The sequence below is a fragment of the Aquitalea magnusonii genome (assembly GCF_002217795.2).
In the GTDB taxonomy this organism is placed as follows: domain Bacteria; phylum Pseudomonadota; class Gammaproteobacteria; order Burkholderiales; family Chromobacteriaceae; genus Aquitalea; species Aquitalea magnusonii_B.
Map to the genome: position 1 here is coordinate 4,289,282 of NZ_AP018823.1, position 15,258 is coordinate 4,304,539.

A 15,258-nucleotide genomic window follows, 5' to 3' on the forward strand; every position below is an offset into this window, starting at 1 on the left:
TTCTCCACGATTACCCGGCAGCGGGCATGACGCTAAGGTATTTTTGCGATTGTAAGCGCAAGCCGTTGCAAAAGGATATGTAGACAGCAATAGCGGCAGCAGACCTGCTATTTTCGTTGTAGAGAGCGCCCGCCTGCGCCACAAGGAGCAATATGAGCGATTCCATCGCACAGGCCATTACCGACGTCAGCCAGCGCATCCGTGCCGCCGAGGCCGCCTCCGCACGGCCTGCCGGCAGCGTACGGCTGCTGGCCGTCAGCAAAACCTTTCCCGCCAGTGCCGTGCAGGCCGCTTATGCCGCCGGTCAGCGCGCCTTTGGCGAAAACTATGTGCAGGAGCTGCAGGCCAAGGCGGCGGCCCTTGCCGGACTGGATATCGAGTGGCATTTCATCGGCCCGCTGCAGTCCAACAAAACCCGTATCGTGGCAGAAAACGCGCATTGGGTGCACTCCATCGAACGCTTGAAGATTGCGCAGCGCTTGTCCGAGCAGCGTCCAGCACAACTACCGCCCTTGCAGGTATGTATTCAGGTGAATGTGTCCGGCGAAGACAGCAAGAGTGGCTGCACCCCAGCAGAGGCCCTGGCCCTGGCCCATGCGGTGGCGGCACTGCCCAATCTGCAGTTGCGTGGGCTGATGTGCATCCCCGAGCCGACGACGGACATGCAAAAGCTGGCCGGCCAGTTTGCCCTGCTGCGCCAGGTGCAGGATGAATTGCGTGAGGATGGTCTCGCATTGGATACTGTATCCATGGGAATGTCTTCCGACATGGCGCAAGCCATTGCCGCTGGCAGCACCATGGTGCGGGTGGGCACTGCCATTTTCGGTGCCCGTCACTACCCGACATGACATCAACGACCGGGCTGGTGGACAGTCCGGACAAGACAATAGAGATCAAGAGGAAGAACTGGCAATGCAGATTACCTTCATCGGCGGCGGCAATATGGCCACGGCCATCATCGGCGGACTCCACCAGCAAGGCGGCCATCGCATTCATGTGGTGGACCCCAACACCGCCAAACTGGCCGAACTGAGCCAGGACTTTGGCGTGACAACATCCACCACCCTGCCCGAGCAACTTTCCGCCGCTGACATCGTGCTGCTGGCCGTCAAGCCGCAGCAGCTCAAAGACGTCTGCCAGGCACTGGCCCCCCGCCTGAATGGCGGCATGGTATTGTCGATTGCCGCCGGCATCCGCTGTGACGCCCTGGCGCGCTGGCTGGGCAGCCAGCGCATTGTGCGCGTGATGCCCAACACCCCGGCCATGGTGGGCAAGGGTGTGTCCGGCCTGTATGCCGGCGGTGGTGTCAGCGCGGCAGATCAGGCTGATGCCGAAACCATCATGCAGGCTGCCGGCATCACGGTATGGCTGGACAAAGAAGAAGGCATCGACGACATTACCTGCGTCTCCGGCAGCGGTCCGGCCTATGTGTTCTACTTCATCGAAAGCATGATCGAAGCCGCCGAGCAGGCAGGCTTTGCCGCCGACGAAGCGCGCCGGCTGGTGCTGGCCACCTTTGATGGCGCGGTGGAACTGGCACGCCAGAGCCCCTTGCCGGTGGCCACCCTGCGTACCAACGTAATGTCCAAGGGCGGCACCACCGAACGTGCCATCGCCCGTTTTGAAGCCGAAGGCGTCAAGGCGGCCATCATCGCCGGTGCCATGGATTGTCGTGACCGCTCCATCGAAATGGGCCAACAACTCAGTCAGGATTAAAGCTTCATGTTTCTGGAAACCGTGCAATTTCTGATCAAGACCATCGCCGACCTGTTTGTGCTGGTGTTGCTGCTGCGTTTTTACTTGCAGGTAGCCCGAGCGCCGTTCAAGCACCCGCTCTGCCAGTTTGTCATGGCGGCCACCAATTTCGCCGTGCTGCCGCTGCGCAAGCTGGTGCCATCGCTGCGCGGTTACGACAGTGCCACCATGCTGCTGGCCTGGCTGGTGAGCATGGTTTCCAGTGTCATCATCCTGTCGCTCAACCCGATGTACAGTCTGGCGGCTCCGGAAACCTGGCTGGCGCTGACGCTGCTGGCGGTGCTGGATGTCTTCAAGCAATCACTCACCCTGCTGATGGGGGCGGTCATCGTGCAGGCCGTCATGAGCTGGGTGAATCCCTACAATCCGCTCAGCCCCATCCTGGATGCCCTGACCCGTCCCTTCCTGCGCCCGTTCCGGCGCGCTACGGTGGGCGGGGTGGACTTGTCGCCGCTGATTCTTTTCCTGATCATCCAGGTGATTCTGATGCTGCCGGTGCAGTTTCTGGAGAACAGCTTCTTGATGCAACTCAAAGTGGTGATGCAGTAAATATGTTTATTTGTCAGGCTCTGCCACATCTGAAAAGATGTAGAGATATTTCCTCAATGATCTGGAGAATCGTGATGAAGAAAATGCTGCTTGCTGCCCTGCTGCTGGGTACTGTTGCTGCACCTGCCATGGCTAATTTGCAACTGGCACAAAAGAACAACTGCCTGTCCTGTCACGCGGTAGACCACAAAGTGGTTGGTCCGGCTTACAAGGATGTGGCCAAGAAGTACGCTGGCGACAAGGGCGCGGAAGCCAAGCTGATCGCCAAGGTGAAGGCTGGTGGTTCTGGTGTGTGGGGCCCGATCCCGATGCCGCCAAACGCCCAGGTCAGCGACGCCGATGTCAAGACCCTGGTGAAGTGGATCCTGTCGCAGAAATAAGCGCGGATTGCAGTTCCAAGGCGGCTTCGGCCGCCTTTTTCATGTGACAAGCTTGTTACCTGCCGTGATTGGCGCTATACCGAGTGTCAGCAGCAGGTCAAGCCGAAGAAGGGGAATTGTTGCTGCCAGTTGCACAAATCCAATACCGTGGGTAATCTTCTTCGCCTGTCTGCCAACTCTCATGCTGGAAGCACCAAAATTATGGCCAAGCTGACCGAACAAGATATTCTCAACTGGGAAGGCGATGATTACATGAACGCCGACCATCTTGAGTTCTTCAAAGACCGGTTGTTGCAGATGCAGCAGGAGTTGTTGATCAACGCCAATGCCACTGCCAACCATCTGCAAGAGCAGGAAGCCACCCCGGATCCTGCCGATCGCGCCACGCTGGAAGAAGAATATGCGCTGGAACTGCGCACCCGTGACCGCGAGCGCAAGCTGCTGCAGAAAATCCAGGCATCCATCCGCCAGATCGACGATGGCTCCTACGGCTATTGTGAAGACACCGGCGAACCCATCGGCCTGCGCCGCCTGATGGCACGTCCGACAGCCACCCTGTCGGTAGAGGCCCAGGAACGCCGTGAACGGATGAAGCGCCAATACGCAGACTGAGCCTGCGCGACATTCTGCCCTGACAAAGCGTCATCGCCTTGCGATGGCGCTTTTTGTTTTTTTGCCTGTGCATGCCACTCACACAAGGGCTTGTCGGCCATGGCTGGTACGGGTATCTTGCTGCTATGCAAGGTAAAAACGATATCAGCTAGGGACAAACATGCAACGCCAGACCGACGACGTCAGAATCAACGAAATCAAGGAATTACTGCCTCCGATTGCCCATCTGTACGAGCTGCCCATCACCGAAACCGCTTCCGAAGTCATCTACACCACCCGCAAGGACATTGCCGCCCTGCTGCGTGGCGAGGATGATCGCCTGCTGGTGGTGATCGGCCCCTGTTCGATTCACGATACCGATGCCGCCATCGAGTACGCGCGCAAGCTCTCCACGCTGCGCAACAGTCTGGCTGGCGAACTGGTGGTGGTGATGCGTGTGTACTTTGAAAAGCCGCGCACCACCGTGGGCTGGAAGGGCCTGATCAACGACCCGCATCTGAACGAATCCTACGATATCAATACCGGCCTGCGTCTGGCGCGCCGTCTGCTGCTCACGCTCAACGACATGGGCATTCCGGCGGCAACCGAATTCCTCGACATGATCACCCCGCAATACTTTGCCGACCTGATCAGCTGGGGTGCCATCGGCGCACGTACCACCGAAAGCCAGGTTCACCGTGAACTGGCTTCCGGCCTGTCCTGCCCGGTAGGCTTCAAGAACGGTACTGACGGCAACCTGAAAATTGCCGTGGATGCCATCCGCTCCGCCAGCGTGTCGCACCACTTCCTGTCGGTCACCAAGACCGGCCACTCCGCCATTGTTTCCACCGGCGGCAACCCGGATTGCCACGTCATCCTGCGTGGCGGCAAGGAACCCAACTACTCGGCGGAGCATGTACGCGCCGCCGCTGCCGAACTGGCGGCCGTGGGCCTGCCGCAAAAGCTGATGGTGGATTTCAGCCATGCCAACAGCCGCAAGGACTACCGTCGCCAGATGGAAGTAGCGGACGACGTGGCTGGCCAACTGGCAGCCGGAGATCAGCACATCTTCGGCGTGATGGTGGAAAGCCATCTGGTAGAAGGCCGTCAGGACCTGAAGCCGGGCTGCGAGCTGAAATACGGTCAAAGCATTACCGATGCCTGTATCGGTTGGGATGACACCGAGAAGCTGCTCACCACCCTGGCCGATGCGGTCAAGGCGCGTCGCGCCAAGCTGGCTGCTGCCGGCGGCAAATAAGCGGTCTTGCATCTGACATGAAAAAACGCTGCCATTGGCAGCGTTTTTCAGGCTGCTGATAAAGTGATTTGGTGTGATTGCACTGGACCCGACAAAGCCGGGCCTTTCGACTAAGATATTGCTTTCGCAGCCTTCCCATCTATTCCCAACCCCCTCTCGCTTTCCTTCCGGAACGCGAGAGGGGGTTTGTCTCTGTGCGGCATTCGCCGGAATCAACCGCCCTGCCAGGCCGGCATGGCTTGCTCTTCTGCTGGGGTGGCATGCCGCCGTACCGCCCAGGCCACCCCACCCAGCAGCAACAGCATGGAAGCCAGTTCCAGTGGCCGCGGCCAGCGCTGCAACCAGGCAAAGCCATACAGCAAGGCAAACAGTGTTTCAAACACGATCAACTGACCGGACAAGGTGGATGGCAAACGGCGTGCGGCGGCATACCACAGCGCATTGGCCAGCCACGAGCCACCCAGCGCGCAGCCGGTGGCCGCCACCCAGAATAGCTGCCACTGGGTCTGGCTGACTGCCTGGCTGACCATGGGCAGGCCCAGCCAGTTACCCGCCAGCCACAAGCCTCCCCCCATGACGCCAGTCACCATGCCCAGCAGGCAAGACCATTCATGGCTGTCAAAGCAGGGGCGCTGGCGCAGATAGCGCGCATTGCGGGAGGCAAACCAGCTCCAACTGGCCAGTGCGCCCAGTGCAGCCAGTACGCCCAGGATGCGGTCTGATACGGTGGTGGTGGCCGGATGGCTGCCGGCAAAGGTGTCGATATTGATGCAGACAATGCCGGCCAGCACCATCAGCAAGGGCCAGGCTAGTTGGCGCAGCGACAGCGCGCCCTCGTCTTTCAGGCCCAGCAAGGTAATAGTGACCGGCAATACGCCGACAATCAGCGAGGCGGGGGCAATGCCCACCAGTTGGATGGCGGCGGCCAGCAAGATGAAATACAGCAGATTGCCCACCAGCGACAGTACGGCCAGCATGATCACATCATCAGCCTGCAGCTTGGCCCGGATTCGCCCGGCCAGCGGCAGCGCCAGCAGCAAGGAAATCACCCCGTACAAGCTAAAGCGCACCGCACTGAGCAGCCAGGGGCTGAAGGCGGGCAATACCTGCGGCACCATCAGCACCATGCCCCATATTGCACCGGCCAGGCCGGCATAGCTGATTCCGCGTTTCATTCTGCATCTTCCCTGCGCAACTGATGATGGCCCAAGGCTAAGTGCTGGCAGGGCGGGCCGACAAAGGATATCTTGGCATTCACGCATTCCTTGTGGGAATGGCATGTCTTGCATGGGGCTTGTCCGGGTTAATATCCTGCTTCAATACAAGATGCTGAACGGGAATGTCAGCCCGGCAGCGGTGATGATGGGGACCAAATACATGAGCCGGTATCTGAAGAATCTGCCGCCGCTGGAAAGCCTGATTCATTTTGAGGCAGTATTGCGCAATGGCAGTTTTACCAAGGCAGCCACCGAGCTGTGTGTGACGCAAAGCGCGGTGAGCAAGCAGATTCGCGCGCTGGAAGACTGGCTCAAGCTGCCGCTGTTCGAGCGGCTGGTGCGTGGCATTCGGCCCACCCCGGCCGGGCTGGCCTTGCAGCGTGAGGTCGGCCCCATGCTGCAATCGCTGTTGCGCAGCGTGGTGCGGCTGCAGGCCGAGCACAACCGCCATACCCTTACCGTGAATTGCACCCATGCGGTGGCGCAGTTCTGGCTGTTTCCCCGGCTGGTGGCCTTCAGTCAGCAGCATCCGGACATTACGGTGAATATTCATGCCAGCAACAGCATGGATGAAGCCAGCGTGGCCGAATACGACTTTGCCATTTTCTATGGCGATGGCCAGTGGAGTTCGCTGTGCGCCGAGCCCTTGTTTCCCGAAGTGGTGTACCCGGTGTACAGCGCGCAGCTTGATTACCCGGCCATTACGCAGGTGGAGCAGCTCGCTGCGTTGCCGTTGATCCAACTGGATTCATCGGCCTGGAATTGCATCAACTGGCATGACTGGTTCGGTCACTTCGGCCTGACTTATACCGCGCCGGAGCGGGTGCCGATGTTCAATCAGGTGACGCTGGCCTTTAACGCCGTGTTGCAAAGAATGGGCATCGGACTGGGCTGGGAATTCATGGCGCATGATCTGTTGCAGCAAGGCGTGCTCAAGCGGCTGGGGCCGTTTGCCTTTGTCAGCGGCAAGGTGGATTACCTGGTGCATCCGCGCCATGCATCACTGAGTGACAATGCGCTGCTGTTCAAGCGCTGGCTGCTGGACAGTGTCAGTCAACCGGCCACTGTTGCGCCAGTGCTGCCACCGCCTGCAGGGTATTGAGATTGGCAAAGGGCTGCGCGAACGGCACGGTATCGTGTTGCAGCCCGGCCAGCCAGCCGCGGATGGAACGGCCACCTTGTTGCAGGTAGTCCCGCAGCGAGGGTTGCAGCCCGGCTTGTAGCGCCAGCAGGCTGGGGTGCCACTGCGCCGGGTCACTGGCACTGACCGCTTGCCGGCCGGGCAGTGCTGCCAGCAGGCGGGTGGCAAAGTCCGCCGGCAGTCGCACGGCATCACAAGGCAGCATCAGCAGCCTGCTGTCAGGCTCGGCCTGCATGCCCGCCAGCAGTCCTGCCAATGGGCCTGGATAATCGGGCAGCGTGTCCGGCAACACCGGATGACCGTAAGCGGCGTAGGCATCCAGATGACGGTTGGCCGAAATCAGGATGCGCGTTGGTGGCTGGCTTTGTGCGGCGAGGCTGTTCAGGGTGCGGGCAATCAGCGGCTGACCGGCCAGTTCCACCAGGCCCTTGTCCACCCCGCCCATGCGGCTGGCCTGGCCGCCGGCCAGAATCAGCGCGGTGTAGGCCGTCATTGCCAGCGTCCGGCGGCGTGCTGGTCGCTGGCCTTGGCTTCCACCCAGTAACTGCTGCCGTCCTGCTGGATTTCCTTTTTCCAGAATGGTGCTTCGGTCTTGAGAAAGTCCATCAGGAATTCCGCCGCGGCAAAGGCATCCTTGCGGTGGCTGCTGGCGGTGACTACCAGCACGATGGCCTCGCCCAGCGGCAAATAACCCACGCGGTGGATGATGGTGGCGGCCTGTAGCTGCCAGCGTTCCCGCGCTTGCTGGATGATGGCGTGCAGGGTGTTTTCCGTCATGCCCGGGTAATGCTCCAGCTGCAGCGCGGCAATTTCCTGCCGGTCGCCATAGTCACGTACCAGGCCGCTGAAACTCACCACGGCACCGCAGGCCGGGTTGGCCGACAGCCGGGCGATTTCCGCGCCGCAATCAAACACTTCATGCTGGATCCGCACCGTAAATGGCTGCATGTCAGCCCCCGGTAACCGGCGGGAAGATGGCCACTTCGTCCCCGTCGCTCAGCGTGGCATCCAGCCGCACCAGTTCCTGGTTGCGCGCCACCCGGAAGGCTTTGCCAGCCGCCAGTTCGCTGCTCCAGTTGCCGCCGCGCTGGCGCAATTCGGTAAGCAGCTCGTCCACGCTGCTGGCCTCGGTTTCCAACTGTTCATTACCCATGCCGAAGCTGTCTTTCAGACGGGCAAAATACAGGATGTCGAGTTTCATGGTCGGTCCTTGGTGTGCTTGTCGTTGTTGCCATGGCCCAGCAGCATGATCCACAGGTGAAAACCCAGCCCGAGTAGTGGAACCACTGCCAGCAGAATGACGAAAAACCATTCGAGGGGAGATAACAGTTCGCTCATCATTGCAGTGTAAGCAATGGCGTGGCCTGCGCCAATGCTGCTGATGGGGGATGCCGGCATGCACCTGCGGGCGGATGGACATGAAAAAGCCCGCTTAAGGAGCGGGCTGATGGCAGAAGGGAGGGACGCTTACTTGACGATTTGCGCCAGTTGGCCCTTCAGATACAGATTGGCCATGGTATCCAGGCTCACGGCCTTGATCTTGCTGGCCTGACCGCAAGCACCAAAGGCTTCGTAGCGGGCAATGCAGATGTCACGCATGGCATCGGTGGAGGCCTTCAGGTATTTGCGCGGGTCGAATTCCTTCGGATTCTGCGCCATGAAGCGGCGGATGGCACCGGTGGAGGCCAGACGCAGGTCGGTGTCGATATTCACCTTGCGCACGCCGTGCTTGATGCCTTCCACGATTTCTTCCACCGGCACGCCATAGGTTTCGCCCAGCTCACCGCCGAATTCGTTGATGATCTGCAGCCATTCCTGCGGTACCGAAGAGGAGCCGTGCATCACCAGATGGGTGTTGGGGATGCGGGCGTGGATTTCCTTGATGCGGTCGATGCGCAGCACGTCGCCGGTGGGCTTCTTGCTGAACTTGTACGCGCCGTGGCTGGTGCCGATGGCAATGGCCAGGGCGTCCACGCCGGTGTCCTTGACGAAGCGGGCGGCTTCTTCCGGGTCGGTCAGCAGTTGGCTGTGGTCCAGCACGCCTTCGGCACCCACGCCGTCTTCTTCGCCGGCCATGCCGGTTTCCAGGCTGCCCAGGCAGCCGATTTCACCTTCCACCGACACGCCACATGCGTGCGAGAAGTTCACCACGGTGCGGGTCACTTCCACGTTGTAGTCGTAGTTGGCCGGGGTCTTGCCGTCGCTTTTCAGCGAGCCGTCCATCATCACGGAAGAGAAGCCCAGCTGGATGGAGCGCTGGCATACGTCCGGGCTGGTGCCGTGGTCCTGGTGCATCACCACCGGGATATGCGGAAATTCTTCCACCGCGGCCAGGATCATGTGACGCAGGAAGGGCGCGCCGGCGTATTTGCGGGCACCGGCGGAAGCCTGCACGATGACCGGTGCGTCGCACTTGTCAGCGGCTTCCATGATGGCGCGCATCTGTTCCAGGTTGTTGACGTTGAAAGCCGGCAGGCCGTAGCTGAATTCGGCTGCATGGTCCAGCAGCTGACGCATGGAAACGAGTGCCATGAAAATCTCCTCAGGTCATGCCGCGGTTGGGCGGCATGGGTTTCAAATCGGGGACTGCCGGCCGTGATACAGCGGCAATCCAATCAGGAATACGGGTAATGCAAGCCGCCTAGTGGCGGGACACACCGGACAACAGCAGGCCGGCACCGACAAAAGCCCCGCCGGATACCTGGTTCACCAGCTTCAGGCGACGGGCGCTATTGAGCCAGCCTGCCAGGCGGGCTCCGCCACTGGCATAGGCAAACTGCCAGGACGCTTCAATCACATAAAACGTAGCCGCCAGCACCGCCAACTGCGGCCCCTGCGGCAGTCGCGCGTCCATGAACTGCGGGAACAGCGCGGTAAAGAAGATGAAGGCCTTGGGATTGCTCATCGACACCAGAAAACCGGTGCGGAACATCATCCACGGCGTATGCCGGGCGCTGCTGTCTTCTGCCACTTCCGTCACCGGTTGCGGGATGGCGCGCCAGGTCTTGATGCCCAGATAAATCAGATAGGCGGCACCCGCGTATTTTACGATAGAAAACAGTTGTTCCGATGTGGCCAGCAAGGCACCCAGGCCGGCGGCCGAACCCAGCATGATGATGCCAAGGCCGGTCATCAGGCCCAGGCAGGTCACGGCGGTGCGGCGCACGCCATGGTGAATGCCGTGGGTCATCGCCAGCAGCATGTTGGGGCCGGGGGTGGCGGAAACAAAAAACACGGTGGTGACAAACAGCAACCAGGTATTCAACGGCATGGCAGTACTCCGGCAAGGGTGGGGAGAATGGCGCGCCGGGCGCGCCATTCACTTGCATGTGGTGATGACTGCGATCAGGCGGCGCGTTCGCTCAGAATGGCCACTGCCGGCAGGGTCTTGCCTTCCAGGAATTCCAGGAAAGCGCCACCACCGGTGGAGATATAGCTGATGTCATCGGTAATGCCGTACTTGGCAATCGCCGCCAGGGTGTCACCGCCACCGGCAATGGAGAAGGCCGGCGACTGGGCGATGGCCTGTGCCAGGGTCTTGGTGCCGTTACCGAACTGGTCGAATTCGAAGACGCCGACCGGGCCGTTCCATACCACGGTACCTGCCTTGGCAATGATGCCAGCCAGTTCGGCGGCGGAATCGGGGCCGATGTCCAGAATCATGTCGTCAGCGCCCACCTCGGCCACCGGCTTGGTGGTGGCAGCGGCGGTTTCGGCAAATTCGGTAGCGCACACCACGTCGCTGGGCAGCGGTACATCGCCGCCACGGGCGCGGATCTTGGCAATCACCTTCTTGGCTTCCTCTACCAGATCAGCTTCGGCCAGCGATTTGCCAATGTTCTTGCCTTCGGCCAGCAAGAAGGTGTTGGCAATGCCGCCGCCCACGATCAGCTGATCCACCTTGTCGGCCAGCGATTCCAGAATGGTCAGCTTGGTGGACACCTTGGAGCCGGCCACAATGGCCACCAGCGGACGGGCCGGGGCCAGCAGCGCCTTGCCCAGCGCGTCCAGCTCGGCAGCCAGCAGGATGCCGGCGCAGGCGGTGGGGGCAAACTGGGCCACCGCGTGGGTGGAGGCTTCGGCGCGGTGCGCGGTGCCAAAGGCATCGTTGACGAACACATCGCACAGGCTGGCGTAGGCCTGGCCCAGCTCGGCATTGTTCTTCTTCTCGCCCTTGTTCAGGCGCACGTTTTCCAGCATCACCACCTCACCGGCAGCCACGTTCAGGCCGGCTTGCCAGTCGGCAACCAGGCGTACCGGCTTGCCCAGCAGGGCGGACAGGCGCTCGACGACCGGAGCCAGGCTGTCTTCCGGCTTGGGTTCGCCTTCGGTCGGGCGGCCCAGGTGGGTCATCAGGATGACGCCGGCACCGGCGTTCAGGCTGTGTTCGATGGAAGGCAGGCTGGCGCGGATGCGGGTGTCGTCGCCGATCACGCCATTTTTCACCGGCACGTTCATGTCAACACGGATCAGCACGCGTTTGCCGGCCAGATCCAGCTCAGTCAGTTTGTTGAATTTCATCGGTGGCTCGCTTTTATCTGTTGAATGCGATTGGCGACCGCCTTCGTGGGAGAAGGCCGTACAGCCGGGTTCGGGCTTGGCGATAGTGTAAGCGCAAATGACATGTGATTAGCAGCCCTGTCGCTGCGCCGGCTATCGCTGTTGCTACTGTACCGGGCTGTCTGCATGCGCAACAGACAGCAGATCAAGTAGTGTATTTATTACAGCAGTTGGTACTTGCACCCTGCCCTGCTGGCTGTTAAGAGCCGCTCCAGGCCGCAGCCCGGGCGGGGGGGTTAGCCCTGTGGCGGTGTGGCGGGAGCATGGCTCAACCGGCTCACCCGTCAACCCTGTTAACTGCAGGAAAGCAGGCGGACAGGTATCCTGCCTGCGGCTGCTGACAAAGTAATTGGTGCGATGTTGCAGGACCCGGCAAAGCCGGGCCTTCCGGCTAGCAGCTTGATTCCGCAGCCTTCCATCTATTCCCAATCCCCCCGCCCTTGCCCTGCAAGGGAGCCTCGCTTTCTTTCCAGAAAGCGAGAGGGGTTTGTCCGCAAGCTGACGCGGATGCATCCGGCCTGCTTTCGTGTGCTGCAAGGCCCCGCAGGGCCACGCCTTACTTGGCCTCGAACATGGCGCGAGCGGTTTTCAGCATCTGGTTGCTGAAGCCCCACTCGTTGTCGTACCAGGCCAGTACCTTCACCATATTGCCGCCGGTCACCTTGGTCAGGGTGGCGTCAAAGGTGGAGGCTTCGGTGCTGTGGTTGAAGTCGGAAGAAACCAGCGGCAGGGTGTTGAAGCCCAGTACGCCTTTCATCGGGCCTTCGGCGGCGGCCTGCAGGATTGCGTTGACTTCGTCCTTGGTGGTGTCACGGCCAGACTTGAAGGTCAGGTCAACCAGCGAAACATTGATGGTGGGAACGCGCACGGCGAAGCCATCGAGCTTGCCTTTCAGTTCCGGCAGCACCAGGCCCACGGCCTTGGCGGCACCGGTCTTGGTGGGGATCATGTTTTCGGTGGCGGAACGGGCGCGGCGCAGGTCCTTGTGACGCACGTCGGTCAGCACCTGGTCGTTGGTAAAGGCGTGGATGGTGGTCATCAGGCCCTTGGTCACGCCAATGGTGTCGTTCAGTGCCTTGGCCACCGGTGCCAGGCAGTTGGTGGTGCAGGAAGCGTTGGACACCACGGTCATGGCGCTGGTCAGCACATTGTGGTTCACGCCGTATACGATAGTGGCGTCAACGTCGTCGCCGCCCGGCGCGGAAATCAGCACCTTCTTGGCACCGGCATCCAGGTGAACCTGGCATTTTTCCTTGCTGGTGAAAGCACCGGTACATTCCAGTACCAGGTCGACATCCAGGGCTTTCCACGGCAGTTCGGCCGGATTGCGGGTGGAGAAGAAGGGAATCTTCTCGCCGTTGATCAGCAGGTTTTCTTCATCATGGGAGATGTCTGCCGGAAAGCGACCGTGTACGGTGTCGAACTTGGTCAGGTGGGCGTTGGTGGCCAGATCGCCGGTAGCGTTGACGGCAACAACCTTGAAGTCGTTGTGCAGGTTGTATTCGTAAATGGCGCGCAGAACCTGACGGCCAATACGGCCGTAGCCGTTGATCGCGATGCGAATGGTCATGTGATTACTCTCCCGGAAAACTGGTGCCTCCCCGCGTGAGCGGGTCAGAATGGAGACACCATGAAAATAAGGCCACCCCTGCTTTGTTTTTGGATGGGGTGGCCTGTGCTTTTTTATTGAATGATGTTCTTGGTTTTGGCGACGACATTATCGACGGTGAAGCCGAATTCCTTGAACAGTACGCCAGCCGGGGCGGATTCGCCGAAGTGGGCTATGCCCACCACGTCGCCTTCCAGACCGACATACTTGCGCCAGAAGTCCGGCACCCCGGCTTCAATGGCCAGGCGCGGCAGACCGGCCGGCAGCACGCTTTGCTGCCAGGTCTTGTCCTGCTGGTCGAACACATTGGTGCAAGGCATGGACACCACGCGTACCGCAATGCCTTCGGCTGCCAGTGCTTCCTGTGCCTTCAGCGCCAGTTCCACTTCCGAACCGGTGGCAATCAGCACGGCGCGGGCATCGGCCGCATCGCGCAGCACGTAGCCGCCACGGGCAATGTCCTTGATCTGCTGCGCATCACGCTGCACGAAGGGCAGGTTCTGGCGGCTGAGGATCAGGCTGCTCGGGGTGGTTTTCTGTTCGATGGCATGTGCCCAGGCCACCGCGGCTTCGGTGGTGTCGCACGGACGCCAGGTGTGGTGATTCGGGATCAGGCGCAGCGTGGCCACTTGTTCCACCGGTTGGTGGGTGGGGCCGTCTTCACCCAGGCCGATGGAGTCGTGGGTAAACACAAACACCGGGTTGATCTTCATCAGCGAGGCCATGCGCAGCGCATTGCGGGCATATTCGCTGAACATCAGGAAGGTGCCGCCGTAGGGGCGCAGGCCGCCGTGCAGCGTCATGCCGTTCATGATGGCGGCCATGCCGAACTCGCGTACGCCATAGCTGATGTAGTTGCCGTTGCCGGCGGCGTCGATCCACTTGGAACCAGACCAGTTGGTGAGGTTGGAGCCGGTCAGGTCGGCCGAACCGCCTACAAATTCAGGCAGGCTGGGCGAGAAGGCTTCCAGTGCAATCTGGCTGGCCTTGCGGGTGGCCACGGTTTGGGCAGCGTCGACGATCTTGGCAATGGCGGCATCGCGGGCTTCGGCCCAGGCTGCCGGCAGTTCGCCCTGCATGCGGCGTTCGAATTCGGCAGCCAGTTCCGGGTAAGCGGCGCGGTAGGCGTCAAACTGCTTGTTCCATTCGATCTCGGCCAGTGCGCCCTTGTCGCGGGCGCTCCAGGCAGCGTAGATGTCGGCCGGAATTTCAAACGGCGCATGCGGCCAGTTCAGCTTTTCGCGGGCGGCGGCAATTTCGGCCGCGCCCAGCGGTGCGCCGTGTACGTCGTGGGTGCCTTGCTTGTTGGGCGAGCCAAAGCCGATGGTGGTCTTGCAGCAGATCAGCGTCGGGCGGTCGCCCTTCTTGGCGGTTTCGATGGCGGTGGCGATTTCCACCGGATCGTGACCGTTGACGTTCTTGATCACCTGCCAGCCGTAGGCTTCGAAGCGGGCCGGGGTGTTGTCGGTGAACCAGCCTTCAACGTGGCCGTCGATGGAGATGCCGTTGTCGTCCCAGAAGGCGATCAGCTTGGAGAGGCCCCAGGTGCCAGCCAGCGAGCAGGCTTCGTGGCTGATGCCTTCCATCAGGCAACCGTCACCCAGGAATACCCAGGTGTTGTGGTCAACAATGGTATGGCCGTCACGGTTGAACTGGGCGGCCAGCATTTTTTCGGCCAGCGCCATGCCCACCGCATTGGTAATGCCCTGGCCTAGCGGGCCAGTGGTGGTTTCCACGCCCGGTGCATAGCCGTATTCCGGGTGGCCCGGCGTTTTGGAATGCAGTTGGCGGAAGTTCTTGAGGTCGTCGATGGACAGATCGTAGCCGGTGAGGTGCAGCAGGCTGTAGATGAGCATGGAGCCGTGCCCGTTGGAGAGCACGAAGCGGTCACGGTTGGACCAGGAAGGATTGGCGGGATTGTGCTTCAGGTGATCGCGCCACAGCACTTCGGCGATATCAGCCATGCCCATCGGGGCGCCGGGGTGACCGGATTTGGCCTTCTCCACTGCATCCATGGATAGGAAACGAATGGCGTTGGCTAGCTCGGTTCGGGTGACCATTTCGGGAAAACCTCAAAACTGTAAAGGGGGCGGGACAGAACCGGTACGACAGTCAGCCCGTGGCCCGTGCATGGCACCGGCATGGATTAACCGCCGCGAAATCATGGAATTATCGCTGATTTTGTCGCACTGCGGCAA

At 60.9% G+C, this 15,258-nt stretch carries 17 protein-coding genes; 7 read left to right on the plus strand and 10 right to left on the minus strand.

Annotated features, from left to right (window positions below):
• Window positions 1-152 precede the first annotated feature (152 nt).
• The 6 genes from DLM_RS20165 to aroG all read left to right on the plus strand — a co-directional run bounded on the left by DLM_RS20165 (window position 153) and on the right by aroG (window position 4,533).
• Window positions 153-848 (plus strand): YggS family pyridoxal phosphate-dependent enzyme, encoded by a 696-nt coding sequence (locus tag DLM_RS20165; RefSeq protein ID WP_089082490.1) that lies wholly within the window; start codon window positions 153-155, stop codon window positions 846-848.
• 64 nt (window positions 849-912) lie between these two features.
• A complete protein-coding gene (gene proC / locus DLM_RS20170; protein WP_089082491.1) occupies window positions 913-1,716 on the plus strand; it encodes a pyrroline-5-carboxylate reductase in 804 nt (267 codons plus the stop codon).
• Between the two features lie 6 nt (window positions 1,717-1,722).
• A complete protein-coding gene (locus tag DLM_RS20175) occupies window positions 1,723-2,304 on the plus strand; it encodes a YggT family protein (protein ID WP_089082492.1) in 582 nt (193 codons plus the stop codon).
• 74 nt (window positions 2,305-2,378) lie between these two features.
• Window positions 2,379-2,684 (plus strand): c-type cytochrome, encoded by a 306-nt coding sequence (locus DLM_RS20180; protein WP_089082493.1) that lies wholly within the window; start codon window positions 2,379-2,381, stop codon window positions 2,682-2,684.
• Between the two features lie 201 nt (window positions 2,685-2,885).
• Window positions 2,886-3,296, plus strand: a complete 411-nt coding sequence (gene dksA, locus DLM_RS20185; protein ID WP_089082494.1) for an RNA polymerase-binding protein DksA — start codon at window positions 2,886-2,888, stop codon at window positions 3,294-3,296.
• A gap of 160 nt (window positions 3,297-3,456) precedes the next feature.
• Window positions 3,457-4,533 carry a 3-deoxy-7-phosphoheptulonate synthase AroG gene (gene aroG / locus DLM_RS20190; RefSeq protein WP_089082495.1) on the plus strand — a complete coding sequence of 359 codons (1,077 nt, stop codon included), beginning with the start codon at window positions 3,457-3,459 and terminating at the stop codon, window positions 4,531-4,533.
• A gap of 212 nt (window positions 4,534-4,745) precedes the next feature.
• Here the strand turns inward: aroG and DLM_RS20195 are convergent, their stop codons facing one another.
• Window positions 4,746-5,708, minus strand: coding sequence for a DMT family transporter (locus DLM_RS20195; RefSeq protein WP_089082496.1), 963 nt, complete (start codon window positions 5,706-5,708; stop codon window positions 4,746-4,748).
• A 202-nt stretch (window positions 5,709-5,910) separates the two neighbouring features.
• Between DLM_RS20195 and DLM_RS20200 the strand changes: the two genes are divergently transcribed.
• The gene (locus DLM_RS20200) at window positions 5,911-6,852 is read left to right on the plus strand and encodes a LysR substrate-binding domain-containing protein (protein ID WP_089082522.1); all 942 of its coding nucleotides are present in this window, start codon (window positions 5,911-5,913) and stop codon (window positions 6,850-6,852) included.
• Here the strand turns inward: DLM_RS20200 and mobA are convergent.
• The 9 genes from mobA to tkt form a co-directional block, all read right to left on the minus strand.
• Window positions 6,800-7,384 carry a molybdenum cofactor guanylyltransferase MobA gene (gene mobA, locus DLM_RS20205; protein WP_089082497.1) on the minus strand — a complete coding sequence of 195 codons (585 nt, stop codon included), beginning with the start codon at window positions 7,382-7,384 and terminating at the stop codon, window positions 6,800-6,802. The two genes, DLM_RS20200 and mobA, sit on opposite strands and share 53 nt — an antisense overlap.
• Window positions 7,381-7,839: a molybdenum cofactor biosynthesis protein MoaE gene (locus tag DLM_RS20210; RefSeq protein ID WP_089082498.1), complete on the minus strand. Its 459-nt coding sequence runs from the start codon at window positions 7,837-7,839 to the stop codon at window positions 7,381-7,383. The genes mobA and DLM_RS20210 overlap by 4 nt, the downstream gene beginning before the upstream one ends.
• A 1-nt stretch (window position 7,840) precedes the next feature.
• The gene (moaD, locus tag DLM_RS20215; protein ID WP_089082499.1) at window positions 7,841-8,092 is read right to left on the minus strand and encodes a molybdopterin converting factor subunit 1; all 252 of its coding nucleotides are present in this window, start codon (window positions 8,090-8,092) and stop codon (window positions 7,841-7,843) included.
• Window positions 8,089-8,289 (minus strand): hypothetical protein, encoded by a 201-nt coding sequence (locus tag DLM_RS20220; RefSeq protein ID WP_089082500.1) that lies wholly within the window; start codon window positions 8,287-8,289, stop codon window positions 8,089-8,091. The genes moaD and DLM_RS20220 overlap by 4 nt, the downstream gene beginning before the upstream one ends.
• A gap of 69 nt (window positions 8,290-8,358) precedes the next feature.
• Window positions 8,359-9,423 carry a class II fructose-bisphosphate aldolase gene (fba, locus tag DLM_RS20225; RefSeq protein ID WP_089082501.1) on the minus strand — a complete coding sequence of 355 codons (1,065 nt, stop codon included), beginning with the start codon at window positions 9,421-9,423 and terminating at the stop codon, window positions 8,359-8,361.
• Window positions 9,424-9,532: 109 nt separating this feature from the next.
• Window positions 9,533-10,162: a LysE family translocator gene (locus DLM_RS20230; RefSeq protein ID WP_089082502.1), complete on the minus strand. Its 630-nt coding sequence runs from the start codon at window positions 10,160-10,162 to the stop codon at window positions 9,533-9,535.
• Between the two features lie 74 nt (window positions 10,163-10,236).
• On the minus strand, window positions 10,237-11,412 hold the full coding sequence (locus tag DLM_RS20235; RefSeq protein WP_062788994.1) for a phosphoglycerate kinase: 1,176 nt from the start codon (window positions 11,410-11,412) through the stop codon (window positions 10,237-10,239).
• A gap of 595 nt (window positions 11,413-12,007) precedes the next feature.
• Entirely contained in the window at window positions 12,008-13,021 is a 1,014-nt protein-coding gene (gene gap, locus DLM_RS20240) for a type I glyceraldehyde-3-phosphate dehydrogenase (protein WP_089082503.1), read from the minus strand.
• Between the two features lie 113 nt (window positions 13,022-13,134).
• The gene (gene tkt, locus DLM_RS20245; RefSeq protein WP_089082504.1) at window positions 13,135-15,120 is read right to left on the minus strand and encodes a transketolase; all 1,986 of its coding nucleotides are present in this window, start codon (window positions 15,118-15,120) and stop codon (window positions 13,135-13,137) included.
• Window positions 15,121-15,258 lie beyond the last annotated feature (138 nt).